Source organism: Arthrobacter sp. A2-55 (assembly GCF_025548615.1).
Classification (GTDB): domain Bacteria; phylum Actinomycetota; class Actinomycetes; order Actinomycetales; family Micrococcaceae; genus Specibacter; species Specibacter silviterrae.
On the sequence record NZ_JAJLOZ010000018.1, the window covers coordinates 43020 to 58874 of the forward strand.

The window sequence follows — 15855 nt, forward strand, 5'->3', positions numbered from 1 at the left end:
GGACGGTTAGCATCCGGGCAGCCCCGCGGTGGAGCCCTGGATGATGTTGACGGTGGGCGGGTGGACGTAAAAGCCGGCCAGGCGGCCAGTCTTCATGTGGTACCAAGGGATCTGCCCCGGCCACGGCACGGTGCAGCTGTCGATTTCAATGTTTCCGTCTTCGAGAGTCAGCCAGTTGCCGCCTGGCTGGCCGGCTGTGTTGACCACGCCGTGGCAGGTGGCGGGCGGGCCCTTGACCCAGTAGAAGTCGCCTCCCGATGCGGGCACCGTGCAGGTGTGCCCGCCGGGTCCGGGATCGGTGTTGACGATCATGGGCACGCGGCCTCCGCTGGAGGCCGTTGCCTCGGCGACGGGACCCCAGTCGCCCTTCGAGTTCCTGGACTGGATCTTGATGGTGCGGCTAATGTTTGGCCCGCCCAGGTTGACTGAGCCGCTGCCGGACTTGGCCGTGATTTCCCCGCCAAAACCACCGCCCTCGTCGATCCGGACGGCCACGGAATCCGTGTTGGAACCTGGCGCAGACCAGCTGTAGTGCATCTGGTTGTCGCCCTGGGCCCCGTTGCTGGCATTGATCGACGGCGTCCCGGCTGTCCCGTAGGGCGCCACGGAGCCGGACTGTACGGCTCCTGACGTTTCCTGGGTGGCTGCGGAGCGCACCACGATGGTCACCGTGGTGCCGGTCCCGTTGGGTGCGTCCATGACCTGGCCGGGGACGATCGAGGAGGTGGCGCCCGTGCTGGAGACGGTGGCCTGGTAGCTCAGTTCACCACTGGTGGATCCGCCCATGGCTCCTCCACTGGGCGGAGTGAAGCTGACCTTGATCTGCCGTCCCGCCGCCGCCGTGTTGGTCGCGGCGATGGACAGTCCCGTGACGGGCCCGGGCCGGCTGACCGAGCGGCGCGCAGTGGACTGCGGGCTCAGGTCTGAGATGTCCACCTCGGTGGAGGCGGACACGGCGAAGGTGTAGTTGCCGGTGCCGTTGGGCAGCGAGGCCGTGGCCGTGTTTTGCGTGGTGGTCACCACGCCCTGCGGGGCACCGTCCAGGTACTTGGTCAGCGTGTAGTTCTTCAGCACGCCGCCGTTGAGGTCGGGTTGGGTCCAGTCGAGCCGGACCTGGTTCTGGCTCCCCAGGGTGTCCAGCACCGTCAGCACCGGCGCGGCCGGCGTGAACGGCTTGCCGGCCGGCTTGCCGGCCAGCGAGTACTGGCTCCATGCGGACGGTTCCGGGGCGCTGTTCACGGCCTGCACCCGGAAGGTGTAGTCGGTGCCGTTCGTGAGCCCCGTCCAGCTCAGGGTGGTGCCCGCAATGCCTGTTTTTTGCGGGTTCTGCCCGGCCGGGGCCGGCGAGATTTCCACGTTATATGTCTTGACGGGCGAGTACTGGCCCGTGGGGGCCACCCAGCTCAGCGCCAGTTCCCCGTCCCCCCGTTTGACGGCGGGCGGCGCAGGGGTGTCCGGGGAGGCGTCCGGCGTGGCGGAGGCGGACGGCTTGGAGTAATCGGAGCTGCCCACGGCGTTGCTGGCCTTGACCGTGAAGGTGTAGGGCTTGGCGTTTGTCAGCCCGGTGACCAGGCACGTGTTGGTGGCGCAGTCCTGGGTGCCGCCGTCGTTCTTCATTACGGTGTAGCCGGTGAGCGGGGAGCCGTTGTCCGCCGGGGCGGCCCACTGCAGCATGACCTGCTTGCTCTTGACCTCCTGCACCCTGGGCGCGGCGGGGACGGCAGGCTTGCCCTTGACATTGAGGGTGATGCGCCCGTCCACGCGGCGGTTTTTGTCGCCCGTCTTGTCCTCCACGGTGTAGCCGACCACCACATTGCCGGTGAAGTTCTCCGGGGCCGTGACCTTCACCTTGTCCGACAACTTCTCCACCACGGTGCCGTTGGCGCCCGTGATGAGCTTGACGTCCACCAGCTTCAGCGGAGTGTCAGGGAACGGGTTGGTGTCATTGGCCAGGACGGCGACGACTTCCGGCCGGCCGGCGTGCGCGTCCGGAACCACGTCCTCATTCGCCACGGCCAGCGGCTTGGTGGAGGAGACCACGCGCAGCGTGACCACGGCCTTGGCGGGGCTGTTCCTGCCGTCGCTTGCCTCAAAGCCCACTGTTTGCAGCGAGCCGGGAACCGCGTTTCTCGCGGCATTCAAGGTCAGGACCGTGCCGCTGAGCGTGGCAGCCACAGTGGCCGGCTGCGGACCGGAGAGCTTGAACGTGAGCTTGTCATTCTCCGGGTCGCTGGCCAGACGGGAAAGGTCCAGCGTGGCCGATTCGAGCTGGGCCACGTCCAGTTGCGTGCCGGTGGCGGTGGGCGGCTGGTTCTTGGCGGGCGACGGCGACACCTCGGTCATGACTGTCAGCGTGGACTTGAGCCCCTGGGGATCGTCGGGGCCGGTGCCGTCCGTGACCTCGAAGGTGATGGAGCCCGGGCCGTAGAAGTCCGGGTTGGCGGCGTACTTGATGCCGCCGTCGGCCGTCACCGACTGCTCCGAGGGGGCGCCGATGAGCTTGACCTTGTCCGCCTGGGTGAGCCGGGGCGTGCGGCCCGCCCGGACCTTGACGTAGTCGCCAAGGTTGAAGACGGCGGAGCTGCCGGCCTTGACCTTGAGGGGGCCGCTCTTTTTCAGCACGGGGTACTGCTGGCCCGTGCCGGGCACCCAGATGATGCCCGTGGCGGTGAGGTGGTCCCGGTCCGTGACGGTGTACGGGATCATCTGGGGCACGGCCAGCAGGTTGACGCGGACGGAGCCCCCGGGGAGCACGCTGGCAGTTTCCGTGGGCCGGGTGAGGGTGACCTTCAGATCCTCGGCCACGCCGTCGGGGTCCTCGTCGTTCTTGAGCACCGGCACGTCCACGGTGTTTTTCCCCAGCGCTTCCTGCACCGAGACGGAATCGTCGCGGGCGATGGGGGCGCGCAGCGGGGCGTCCGGGCTGACCGTCATCCGGACGTTGGCCTTGGCGGTGGCCCCGCGCGGGTCCGCCAAGGTGTAGTTCAGGGTTGCCGTGCCGGCCGTGGACGGTGCCGTGACCAGCACGCGGCCCTGTTCGGTCACTGACGGATTCATGTCCGCGGGGCCGGTGAAGCCGTTCCGGACCACGGCGAGGGGGTCGCCGTCGGGGTCGGAGTCGTTGAGGACCACGTCCAGGGCCACCCGGCGTCCGGGGCGGATGGTGATGTAGTCGTCCTGTGCCTGGGGCGGGTGGTTGACGGCCCCGACGGGGGCGATGCCCACCTGCACGGTGCCCACGGCTTCCGCGCCGAGGCGGTCCCTGACCCTGTAGGTGAAGGAGTCGGTGCCGGCGGAGTTGCCCGCGGCCGTGTAGCTGATGAAGCCGTTGCCGGACACGGCGGTGCCCAGTGTGGGGGCCGTGTCCAGCCCGGCCAGCTGGACGGAGTCGCCGTCGGGGTCGATGCCGTCCAACGGGATCTGGATGCGGGTGGTGGAGCCGGCCAGCACCCGTCCTTGCACGTTTTTGGGTGCCGGGGGGAGGTTGCGGGCCGGGTCGGCGGCCACCACGTGGATGGTCACGGGGGCGGAATCCGACTGCCCGGAGCTGTTGCTCACCTTGTAGATGGCGGAAACGGTGCCGGCCGTGGGCCCGGCCAGGAAGCGAAGGGAGTCCTGGTCCACCCACAGCTTGCCGGCGGAGGCGTCCGGCCCCTGCGTGATTTCGGGGTGCTTGAGGACGTCCCCATTGGGGTCGGTGTCGTTGGCCAGGACGGGGATGCGCACCACGTCACCCACCCGCACGGTGACTTCGTCGTCCTTCGCCACGGGCGGCTGCAGGGTGGAAGGTGCCGGGATCTGCACCACGGCGATGCTCCCGACGGCGGTGCCGTGGCCGTTGGAGATGGTGTATTTGAGGGTGGTGGGCTGGCCGCTGCTGCGCATGTCGGTGATCTTGACCAGCCGGTGGTCCAGGACCGTGGCGGACAGCCCGGAATTCTCCGGCACGTCCACACCGCGGACCACCAGGAGGCCGCCGGCGGGGTCGCTGTCATTGCCCAGCACGTCCACCAGGGTGGACCCGCCCGTGGGCAGCATGGCCGTGTCCTTGACGGCGATGGGTGCCAGGGTGTTGTCAGCAGCCACCACGTCAATGCGGATCAGGCCGGTGGAGCTTTGCGGGCCGTTGGTGACCTGGTAGCTCAGGTACGCCGTGCCCGGAGTGGCTGAGGTGTAGCTGAACGTGCCGTTGTCGGCAATGGGGGACGCCTTCCCCAGTGTGGGCTTGTCGACGCTGGCCAGGCGCAGCTGGCCGCCGCCGGGGTCCTGGTCATTCTTCAATGGCGCCACCAGTGCCGTCCTGCCGGCCACCACGCGGACGTAGTCGGCGTTGGCCACGGGAGGCACGCCGCCGCGGGGCTTGACCGTGACAGTGATCTTCTTTTCCGTCACGGCCCGGTTGTCGGAAACGGTCACCGTGACTGTTTTCGGCCCGGTGGTCTGGCCGTTGTCAATGTATGTCAGTTCACCGTCCGGGCTGAACTTCACCTGGGCCGTGTCGTCGCCGGCCTTGGCGCCCACCAGGAAGACGTTGTCGCCGTCGGGGTCGGACATGTCGGCGAGCACGTTTTGGCTGATGGCCTGCCCCTGGACCACCACCATGCTGGTGGCCCGGAGCGAGACGGGCGCCGCGTTTTCGGTGTCGGGGACCACCCGGACCGTGACGGTGGCCTGGGCGCTGCCGCCGCGGCCGTCGTCGGCGGTGTAGCTGAAGGACTCGGTGCCGGGCTTGGTCCCGGGCGGAACGGCCAGCTGCAGCCCGGTGCCGCCGTAGATCACCTGGAGCTCACCCATGGCCAGCTTGTCCGTGACGCCGCGCACCGTCAGGACGTCGCCGTCGGGGTCGGAATCGTTGTAGAGCACCGGCAGGATGGTGGTGGCGCCGGCACGCACGCCAAAAGTGTCCGCGACGGCAACGGGCGGCCGGTTCGGCTTGGTGCGGTCCGGCAGCGTGTTGACCACATTGGGGTCGGTGGAGTCCTTGTTGGGGTCGTTCGACTTGTTCTGGTTGGCCTGGATGTCATCCCAGTTGTTGACCAGCATCATGTTCTGGTTGACCAGCCACACGTCGCCGCCATTCGTGTCATTGAGCACCACCACGTCCCGGTTTTGGCGGAACACCATGCGGGACTGTCCGCCCGCCTTGGGAATGGGCGCAGTTTTCGCCCCGGCGCCGGCGCAGAAGTGCAGGTACTGGTTCACGCCGGACCAGGCGGCGTGGATGCAGCCGTCCTGCTGGACGGGGGCAATGGGCACGCCGGTGCCGGTGATGGCGGCCTGCTGCGGCGCCCCTCCCCCCAGCGGCTGCACCACCAGGCCTGCGGAGGTTTCCACCGCCACGGAGTTGCCGGAGGCACTTGGCTGCTGGATACGCCCGTCGCGCCCATGGTCCACTGCCACCTTCTTGTTGCCGGGCAGGAACAACGTGCCGGTGTCCGGGTCCAGCACCGCAGCCTGCTCCCCCACGGCCGTCAGCTGGAGCTTGCCTGAATCCGGCAGTCCGTCCACCTTCGCCACCTTGGAGGACAGCGTCTGCCCGTCCGGGCCCACCGTCAGGGTGGTCAGTTCGGCTGCCTTGGGGTTGAGCACAAAGACTGTGCCGGCTTCCGTGCTGCCGCCAAGCCCGACGACGGCCGTTGCGTTGGGCACGCCCGCCAGGCTGGGCTTGGTGGTCTTGTCCCCGAACGAGGTGGCATTGGCGGCCCCCACCACCCACACCTTGCCGGCGGCCGGGTCTGCCAGTGCCATGACGGTATTGCCGAGGGAGACCTGCTTGGAGCCGGCCATTGCGTTGTCCTGGCCCAGGGCCATGTCCGCCACGTCCACCTGGTTCAGGAGCGTGCCTGTTTCGTTGCCCATGAAGACGGTCGCGGCGCGCTGGAGGACGTCGAAGTTGTCGGTGGTGGCCGTGAAGCCGCCGTCGAGCACCTTGGACTGCACATTGAGGTGCCCCACCATGTTCACGGAGCGGTTGGTGACCCACACGCTGCCGTCATTGAGGGCCACGTCCGCCGTGGTGAACCCGGGGTAGATGACGGCGCCTGCCACCACTGTCGCGGCCACCGCCGCCATGCCGGTGATCCCCAGGAAGCGTTTGTTGCGCAGCGTGGAGGCGCGCAAGGACGCTAAAGACATGTGATTCCCCCGGTTGTGATCAAGACCCCCACGTATTTTCGCAGAAAGTCCATCGTCTTGACAAACTTTTTCTCACCCCGAACCGGCACTTAACGTGGATGTTGCTCTGAAACATCCACGTTAAGTGCCTGTTCGGGCTAACAATGGACGTTGCCTGAGACAAACACCGTGTCAGAAGCCTTCAGCCAGCGGCCTGCAATCCCGGCGCGTGCGCCGCTGCCGATCTTGTACCAGCCGCTGCCGCCGCCGGGACTGCCGCACCCGGTTACCGGGATGTTCCCGTCCGAGGTGCTGGCCCACGCGCCGCCCTGGTTGGGGCCGCCCGTGGTGACCGTTCCCGCACACCTCTTGGGATTGAGCTGGTAGGCACCCCAGCCGTCGGCTTCGGTGCAGGTATTGACTACGCTGCCGGACACCCGGACAAAGTCCTGCGGAGCCGGCGGGTTGGGTGGACCGCTGGAGAGGGACTTCGATGCAATAGGTCCGTAGCTGCCCACAGAGTTGACCGAACGGACGGACACGGTGACGGACCTGCTGTAGCCGCCCGTGTCATAGTTGGCACTTCCGTTGCCGCCCTTGGTCACCCAGCTGCCGCCGCCCACCTTGACCTGGATGGACTGTGCGTCCACCGCCCCGCCGGGGTAGCTCCAGCTGTAGGTGAATGAGGTGCTTCCCTGCCCGCCGTTGCTCCCGCCCACGCCAGCCTGGCCCGGCGTGCCGTAGGGCTTGACGGCGTTGGACGGGCTGGACGCATCGCCCGCCGTGGCAAAGGCGGACGATTTCGCATAGACCGTGACGGTGGTGGAGGTTCCATTGGGTGCGGAAACCTGGCTGCCGGGGGTGACGACCACGTCCGCCCCGGTGGACGAAACGAGGGCGTGGTACGTCAGCTCGCCGCCGGTGGAGCCGCCCGTGGCAGTGCCGGACAGCGGGGTGAAGTTGACAGTCACCTGGCCTCCCGCGGCCCCTGTGTTGGCGGGGGCAATGGAGACACTTTGCACGGTGCCGGGCTTGCTGACGGACCGCCGGGGCGCCGATGGCGCGCTGGGGTCCGACGACGACACCTCCGTGGTGGCCGTGACCGTGAACGTGTAGTTGCCGGTGCCGTTGGGCAGGGACACCGTGGCGGTGGTGTTGGTGGTGGTGGTGGACTTCTTCGCCGCGCCGTCCAGGTACGTGGTGAGCGTGTAGTCCTTGAGCACCCCGCCGTTGAGGTTGGGTTCGTTCCAGTCCACCCGGACCTGGTTTTGGCTGCCCACGGTGTTCACCAGCGTGGTGGTCGGGGCGGCGGGTGCATAGGGCTTGCCCGCGGGCTTGACGGGAACGGCCGTGTACTGGCTCCAGCCCGACGGCTTCGGCGCGCTGTTGACCGCCTGCACCCTGAAGGTGTAGGCAACGCCGTTCGTCAGCCCGGTCCACGTCAGCTTGTTGCCGGTGACGCCGCTCTTTTGTGGATTCTGGCCGGCCGGCACCGGGGAGATTTCCAGGTTGTAGCTCTTCACCGGCGAGTACTCGCCCACCGGCGTGACCCAGCTGACGTCCAGCTTGGTGTCCCCCCGCACCGCTGTCGGTGCCGCCGGGGTGTCCGGCTGCTGGTCCGGGGTGGCCGAGGCCGACGCCGGCGAGTACGCAGACTCACCCACGGCGTTCGTGGCGCTCACCGTGAAAGTGTATGGCTTGTTGTTCGTCAGCCCGGTGATGAGGCAGGTATTCGTGGCGCACGCCTGGGTGCCGCCGTCGCTCTTTTTCACGGTGTAGCCGGTGATGGGCGAGCCGTTGTCAACGGGGGTGCTCCACTTGAGCATGACCTGCTTGCTGGTGACCTCCTGCACGCGGGGTGCGTCGGGAGTGCCGGGCTTGCCCTTCACGTTGAGCGTGATCCGGCCGGTGACCTGCCGGGCGTGGTCGCCCGTGGCGTCCTGGATGGTGTAGCTGACCACCACATTGCCGGTGAAGTCCCCCGGGGCCGTGACGTTCACCTTGTCCCCCGCGACGGCCACCAGGGTGCCGCCGGCGCCAGTCAGCAGCCGCGCGTCCACCACCTTCAGCGGCGTCGCCGGGAACGGGTTGACGTCGTTCGCGAGCACCGGCACGCTTTCCAGCCGCCCGGCATGGGCGTCGGGCACGGAGTCGTCGTTGGCCACGGCCAGCGGCTTCGTGGAAGACGTGACGGTGATGGTGACGGCGGCCTTGACCGGCGGGTTGTGGCCGTCGCTGACCTGGATGCCCAGCGTCTGCACGGAGCCCAGCGCGGCCGACTTTTCGGCGCCCACTTTCAGCGTGGCGCCGTCGAGCTGTGCCTTGATGCCTGCCGGCTGGTCGCCGGAAAGCGCAAACGTGAGCGGGTCCTTTTCGGGATCGCTGGCCAGCTGCGAAAGGTTGACCTCGGAGGATTCCAGCTGTGCCACATTGATGGCGGTGCCGCTCAGCTTGGGCGGCAGGTTCTTGGCCGGCGACGGCGTGACGTCCGTCATGACCGTCAGCGTGGACTTCAAGCCGTTCGGATCGTCAGGTCCGGAGCCGTCCGTGACCTCAAAGGTGATGGAGCCGGGTCCGTAAAAGTCGGCGTTGGCCCTGTAGATGATGGAGCCGCCATCACCGGAGAGGACGTTGCTGCCCGAGGCACCGATGAGCCTGACCTTGTCCGCCTGGGTGATGCGGGGCGTGCGGCCGCTGCGCACCTTGACGTAGTCCTTCAGGTTCAAGGTGGCCGTGTTGCCTGCCTGGACCTTGATGGGATCGGTCTTGGCCAGCACGGGGTACTGCTGGCCCAGGCCCGGCACCCAGACAATGGCGGTGGAGCTGAGGTGGTCCGGATCCGTCACGGTGTACGGCACCATCTGGGGTGCCTGGGTGAGCTGGACCTGCAGCGTGCCGTCGGCATTGACGGAGGCCGTGGGCGTGTTCCGGGTCAGGGTCACCTTGAGGTCGTCGGTGACGCCGTCCGGGTCCTCGTCATTTTTCAGGACTGGGACGTTTACGGTGTTCTTCCCCAGCGCCTCCGCTGTGGTGACGATGTCGTCCCGGGCGATGGGGGCGCGCAGGGGCGCGTTGGCGGTGACGTCCATGCGGATGTTGGCGTGCGCCGTGGCACCTGAGGGGTCGGTGACGGTGTATCCCATCGTGGCCATGCCGGGGGTGGGCGGGGCCGTCACAATGACCCTGCCTTGTTCGCCCACATGCGGCGCCATGTCCGCGGGGCCGCTGAAGCCGTTCTTGACCACGGCGAGGGGGTCGCCGTCGGGGTCTGAATCGTTGAGGAGCACGTCGACGGCCACCTGGCGCCCGGGCCGCATGGAAATGAAGTCGTCGGCGGCCTGTGGCGGGTGGTTGGTGGTGCCGGCCTTGGCGATGCCCACCCTCACGGTGCCGGTGGCTTCGGCGCCGAGGCGGTCCTGGACCTTGTAGGTGAAAGTGTCGGTGCCGGCCGAGTTGCCGGCGGCCGTGTAGGTGATGAAGCCGTTGCCTGCCACCGCCGTGCCCAGGGAGGGCGGGGTGTCGATGCCCACCAGGCGCACGGAGTCGCCGTCGGGGTCGATGCCGTCGAGCGGGACCTGGATGCGTGTCTGCGAGCCGGCAATGACGCGGCCCTCCACGCTCTTGGGCGACGGCGGGAGGTTGTGCTGGGGGTCCGGGGCGATGATGTTGATGGTCACGGACGCGGAATCCGACTGTCCGGAGTTGTTGGTGACCTTGTATACGGCGGAGACGGAGCCGGCCGTGGGGCCGGCCAGGAAGCGCAGCGTGTCCTGGTCCACCCACAGCCTGCCGGCGGCCGCATCGGGGCTTTGGGTGATTTCCGGGTGCTTGAGGACATCCCCGTTCGGGTCGGTGTCGTTGGCCAGCACGGGTATGCGCACCACATCGCCCGCGCGGACGGTGACCACGTCGGGGCGGGCAACGGGCGGCTGCAGGGTGGAGCTGCTGGGGATGCGCATCACGGAGATGGCACCCGTGGCGGTGCCCTGGCCGTTGGCCACCGTGTAGGAAATGGTGACGGGCTGGCCCGGGTCATTGACATCCGTCAGCTTGACCACGTGGTGGTCAAGGACGGTGGCCGTGAGGCCGGTACCTTCCGGAACCGTCACGGACTTGACCACCAGCACGCCGCCGGAGGGGTCCGTGTCGTTGCCCAGCACGTCCACCAGGGTGGAGCCGCCCACAGGCAGCCGGGCGATGTCCTGTACGGCGATCGGCACCTGGTCAGCCTGGGCCGGCACCACGTCAATGCGGATCAGGCCCGTGGCGCTTTGCGGGCCGTTCGTCACCTGGTACGGCAAGTAGACAGTGCCCGGGGTGGAGGAGGTGAAGGTAAAGGTGCCGTTGTCCGCGACGGCGGAAACAGAGCCCGTGGCGGGCTTGTCCACGCTGGCCAGGCGCAGTTCCCCGCCGGAGGGGTCCTGGTCGTTCTTCAACGGTGCCACGGTGGTGGCCTGGCCGGCCACGGCGCGCACAAAGTCGGCGTTGGCCACGGGCGGCACGCCGCCGGACTTGACGGAAACCTTGATGGTCTTGTCGGTGACGGCCCGGCCGTCGGAAACCTTGATGGTGACGGTCTTGATGCCGCTGCCCTGCCCGTTGTCAAGGTAGGTCAGTTCGCCGTCGGGCGTGAACTTGACCTGCCCCGTGGCGTCCCCGGCCGCGGCGCCCACCAGGAAGAGGTCGTCGCCGTCGGGATCGATCATGTCCGCCAGCACGTTCTGGGTGATGGACTGCCCCTGCGCCACCACCATGGTGGTGGCCCGCAGTGAAACCGGCGCGGAATTTTCCGAAGGCGGCACCACGCGGATGGTGACGGGGGCGCTGGCGGTGCCGCCGCGGCCGTCACTGGCCGAGTAGCGGAACGTTTCGCTGCCCGCCGGCGTGCCGGCGGGGACGGCCAGCTGCAGGCCCGTGCCGCCATAGACGGTTTGGAGTGTGCCGGCCTTGATGGCGGCCGGGTGGTCGCCCACGGTGAGCACGTCGCCGTCGGGGTCGGAATCGTTGTACAGGACCGGCAGCAGGGTGGTGCGCCCGGCACGTACGCCAAAACTGTCAGGATTGGCTATGGGCGGGCGGTTCGGCTTGGTCCGGTCCGGCAGGGTGTTGACCACGTTCGGGTCGGTGGATTCCTTCTTGGCGTTGTCGGCGTTCTTTTGGTCGGCCGTCAAGTCCTTCCAGTTGTTGACCAGCAGCAGGTTTTGGTTCACCAGCCACACGTCTCCGCCGTTCATGTCATTGAGCACCACCACGTCGCGGTTTTGGCGGAACACCAGGTCAGCCTGGCCGGCGGCCTTGGGCAGGTCCACCGGCTTGGCGTCCTGGCCGGGGCAGTAGTGGAGGTACTTGTTGGAACCGTTCCATGCAGCGTGCACGCAGCCGCCCTGCAGTACCGGGGCGATGGCGCGCCCGGTGCCGCCGGCATCCACGGTGGTGCCCTGGCCGCCGTCGAGCGGCTGGACCAGGAGCCCGCGTGAGGTCTCCACAACCACTGAGCTGCCGCCGGCACTGCGTTGCTGCAGGCGCGCGTTTTGGCCGTTCGGGACGGTAATTTTCTTGTTGCCGGGCAGGAACAGGGTGCCGGTGCCCGGGTCCAGGACCACCGGCTTGTCCCCCACCACGCTCAGCTCCAGCTTGCCTGTGTCAGGCAGGCCGTCCAGCGTGGTCTTGGAGGTGGCCTGCGTGCTGCCGTCAGCGGCGACCTTGGCCGTGGTCAATTCGCCGGTCCGCGGGTCGAGCACGAACACGCTGCTGCTGCCGGAGTCCGTGACCAGCCCGACGGCGGCCTGCGCGTTGGCCACTTTGGACAGGAGCGGTTTGCTGGTCTTGTCGTCGAACGATGCCACCGCGTTGCCGGGAACCGCCCAGACCTTGCCCGCGGCCGGATCCGTGATGGCCACCAGCTCGCTGCCGAGGGAGACCTTCTTGGCTCCGGAGAGCGACGTGTCCTGTGAAAGGGCCATGTCCGGCACGTCCACCTTGTTCAGGAGCGTGCCGGAATCGTTGTCCATGTAGACGGTGCCGGCGTTTTGCAGCACGTCGAAGCCGGGGGTGGTGGCCGTGAAGCCGCCGTCGAGCACCTGGGATTGGGCGTTGAGGTGGCCCACCATGTTCATGGTGCGGTTGGTGACCCAGACGCTGCCGTCGTTGAGGTCCACGTCGGCGGTGTTGAAGCCGGGGTAGATGACGGCGCCCGTCACCAGGGCAGCGGCAACTGCGGCGGTTCCCGTGATCCCCCAAAGCTTTCTTCCGCGCTGAGACCGGTTGACAAGTCGTGGCAAAGCCATTTAACACCCCTGGTTTGCCGCCCCTGAAGCCTGGCGGCAAACTGTTAGATTCCTTTTTTACTCTGTGCGCGGCACCGGTTGGGCAGCCACCGCGGCTTGGTTCCCCGCCAAGTCACTACACAGTTTCCCCGAAATCCCGAGATGCATGCAATGGGGAGCGCTTCCCATGGGGAATTTCGCCGACATGCACGCAGTGAAGTACGACCACAATCGTAACCGATTGCTCCAGTTGGTGGGTTAATTATTTCCTGGCCCGGTTATTTCCTGCCCCGGCGCAGTCCCGCCGCCCGCGGCACCAGTTCCAGCGCCCTGTCCTCCACGTGGTTCAGGGCCAGCCGCACGGCGCCCAGCGTCACAATGGCGTCGCCCAATGGTGAAACCTCCACGCGCGGCGGGGCGGACATGAAGCTGGCGAGTTCCTCCCGCAGGGGCGGGAGCAGGACGGCCGACGACGCCGCCACCGCGCCGCCGATGACCACCAGTTCCGGGTCCAGAAAGGTGGCGAGCAGGGCGATGACCCTGCCCATGCGCCGGGCGACGGCGTCCAGCACGCTCACCGCGGTTTTGTCGCCGCGCGCCGCCGCCTCAAAGACCTGCTCCGCGCTGAGGCAGCCCTTGTCTTTGCGGGCAAATTCGGCCAGCAGGGAGGGGGCAGCAGCGCCGGGACGGGTGGCGCGTGGCCCGGTGGCCACCGCCTCGGTGGCGAGCGTCCGCACCAGGGCCGCAATCCCATCCGGCGACCCGACGCCGCTGACCAGTTCCAGCGCGCCCACCTCGCCGGCGCGACCCGTGGCGCCGTGGAGGAGTTCCCCGGACGACATCAAGCCAAAGCCGATGCGCTCCCCCGCCAGCATGACGGCCAGGTCCCCAACCCCTTCACCCGTACCCATCCAGTGCTCGGCCATCGCCGCCAGGTTGGCATCATTGCCCAGCAGCACAGTCCAGCCGTAACGCTCCTGCAGGTATTCACTGACGCCGATGTCAAAGTTCTCCCAAAAGGCCTGGCTGCGCGGAATGCCGCCGTCGTTGTCCACGGGCGCGGCAATGCCCACACCCGCCACCAACACGGCATCCTGCCCCGCGCCTGCCGACTCCAGGGCTGACTGGACGGCCTTGCCCATGGTGTCGAGGCGCTCGGCGGCCGGGGCCGTAAAGTCGCCAAAAACCTCCGTGGCCCTGCCCAGGATGGCGCCCCTCAGGTCCGCAACCACCGCCGTCGTCTTGGCCACGCCAACGTCAAGGCCCACCACCAGGCCCGCCCGGGCATCAAATTCAAAAACACGCGCCGGGCGCCCCTTTTGCACACCGGACTGGGGCCGGCGGGCCGGCAGTTCGCGGACCCAGCCGGCGGCGATGAGATCGTCACACACGGCGATGACGGTGGCCCGGGCCAGCCCTGTCTCGGCAATGAGCTCCGTGCCGGTGAAGGAGCCGGCCCGGCGCATCACGGACAGCACTGCCGCCATGTTGGTGTGGCGCAGTTGCTGGGGCGTATTTGCCGTAAGTTCCAAAAGTACCCCTTGACGCGTGCCGGTGTGGACGGACATAATTCTAACAACATATAAATTTACGTTCTAAATAAACGTCTCATACCCACGCCAAGGAACCCCCCATGCCGTCGTCACCGCTCTCCGTCCTCCCGGCCACCGCCGCTACGCCAGGCACTTCCGGGGACCCCACCTGGTGGCGCCAGGCCGCCGTCTACCAGATCTACCCGCGCAGCTTTTACGACGCCAACGCCGACGGCCTGGGCGACATCCGGGGCATCACCGCCAAGGTGCCGTACCTGAAAGAACTGGGCGTGGACGCCGTCTGGCTGAGCCCTTTCTACCCTTCCGAGCTGGCCGACGGCGGCTACGACGTCGCCGACTACCGCAACGTGGACCCGCGCCTCGGGACGCTTGAAGACTTTGACGAGATGACGGCCAGCCTCCACGGTGCGGGCATGAAGCTCATTGTCGACATCGTCCCGAACCACTCCTCGGACCAGCACGCCTGGTTCCAGGAGGCCCTTGCCGCAGAACCGGGCTCCCCCGCCCGCGCACGTTACATCTTCCGGGACGGCCAGGGCACCAACGGCGAGCTGCCGCCGTCGGACTGGACCTCAATCTTTGGCGGCCCCGCCTGGACCCAGGTGCCCGATGGCCAGTGGTATCTGCACCTCTTCGCCTCCGAGCAGCCCGACTTCAACTGGGACAACCGTGAAATCCGCGACGACTTTCTAAGGACGCTGCGCTTTTGGTCAGACCGCGGCGTGGACGGCTTCCGCATCGACGTGGCGCACGCACTCATAAAGGACCTGTCCGAGCCGCTGCCCTCCCAGGCCGAGCTGGAACGGCTGGAAAAGCTCCACAACGGCACCAACCCGCTGTGGGACCGCGACGACGTCCACGGCATCTACGCCGAGTGGCGCACCCTGTTCAACGAGTACAACCCGCCGCGCACCGCCGTCGCCGAAGCCTGGGTGGACCCATCCCGCCGCGCTCGCTATGCCTCCCCCACAGGCTTGGGCCAGGCGTTCAACTTCGACCTGCTCATGGCCGACTTCGACGCCGCGTCCTTCGAGGGGATCGTGACGAAGAACCTGGCCGAGGCGCAGGCCACCGGGGCCTCCTCCACCTGGGTTTTTTCCAACCACGACGTCGTCCGGCACGCCACGCGCTACGGCCTGCCCCGGCTGGTGGCAGGGACGGGCGGCGGTGCGGATGCCGGCTCGGATCCCGTAGACGGCATATCCCAGGACGGCAAGGCCTGGCTGCTGGCCGGCGGCCCGGAGGCTGAACTGGACAGGGAGCTGGGCCTGCGCCGGGCCCGTGCCGCCACCTTGTTCATGCTGGGTCTGCCTGGCTCGGCGTACCTGTACCAGGGTGAGGAACTGGGCCTGCACGAGGTGGCCGACATTCCCGCCGCTGAGCGCCAGGACCCGACCTTCTTCCGCAACGCCGGGGTGGAGGTGGGCCGTGACGGCTGCCGTGTGCCGTTGCCCTGGACCCCTGCCGGCCCTGCCTTTGGCTTCGGCGATGTCCCGGCCCACCTCCCGCAGCCCGAGTGGTTTGCCGGTGCGGCCGCGTCCGCGCAGGACACCGACCCGGCCTCCACCTTGAACCTGTACCGCAAGGCGTTGGGCCTGCGCCGCTCCTTGCAGTCCGGCGAAACCCTTGAATGGGTGCCCAATGCCAATCCGGCCGTGCTGCATTTTGTTCGCCCGAACGGCTGGACCGTGGTCACCAACTTCGGCGACGCCGACGCCGCCCTTCCCGAGGGAACTGTGGTGCTGAGCAGCGTCCCACTCGAGGACAGGACGCTCCCGGCCGCCGCCACCGCCTGGCTGGTCAAGCCCTAAACGCCGGTCCGCCCGTTTTTGGCTGTTTGGTTCGTTCCGGTGGTCCAGATCGGCTGGATGCCGTGAGTTGTCGCCCATGGCGAACGTCCTGGCTGACACAACCAGTGATGG

4 protein-coding genes are annotated in these 15855 nt (G+C 67.9%); 1 reads left to right on the forward strand and 3 read right to left on the reverse strand.

Annotation, left to right across the window (positions count from 1 at the left end):
• Positions 1-6 precede the first annotated feature (6 nt).
• The 3 genes from LPN03_RS07115 to LPN03_RS07125 form a co-directional block, all read right to left on the reverse strand.
• Positions 7-6135, reverse strand: coding sequence for an Ig-like domain-containing protein (locus LPN03_RS07115; RefSeq protein WP_262453707.1), 6129 nt, complete (start codon positions 6133-6135; stop codon positions 7-9).
• Between the two features lie 137 nt (positions 6136-6272).
• Positions 6273-12401, reverse strand: coding sequence for an Ig-like domain-containing protein (locus LPN03_RS07120; protein WP_262453708.1), 6129 nt, complete (start codon positions 12399-12401; stop codon positions 6273-6275).
• Positions 12402-12658: 257 nt separating this feature from the next.
• A complete protein-coding gene (locus LPN03_RS07125; protein WP_262453709.1) occupies positions 12659-13912 on the reverse strand; it encodes an ROK family protein in 1254 nt (417 codons plus the stop codon).
• Positions 13913-14013: 101 nt separating this feature from the next.
• On the opposite strand from LPN03_RS07125, the gene LPN03_RS07130 reads away from it, so the two are divergent.
• The gene (locus LPN03_RS07130; RefSeq protein WP_165180197.1) at positions 14014-15744 is read left to right on the forward strand and encodes a glycoside hydrolase family 13 protein; all 1731 of its coding nucleotides are present in this window, start codon (positions 14014-14016) and stop codon (positions 15742-15744) included.
• The last annotated feature ends 111 nt before the right edge of the window (positions 15745-15855 follow it).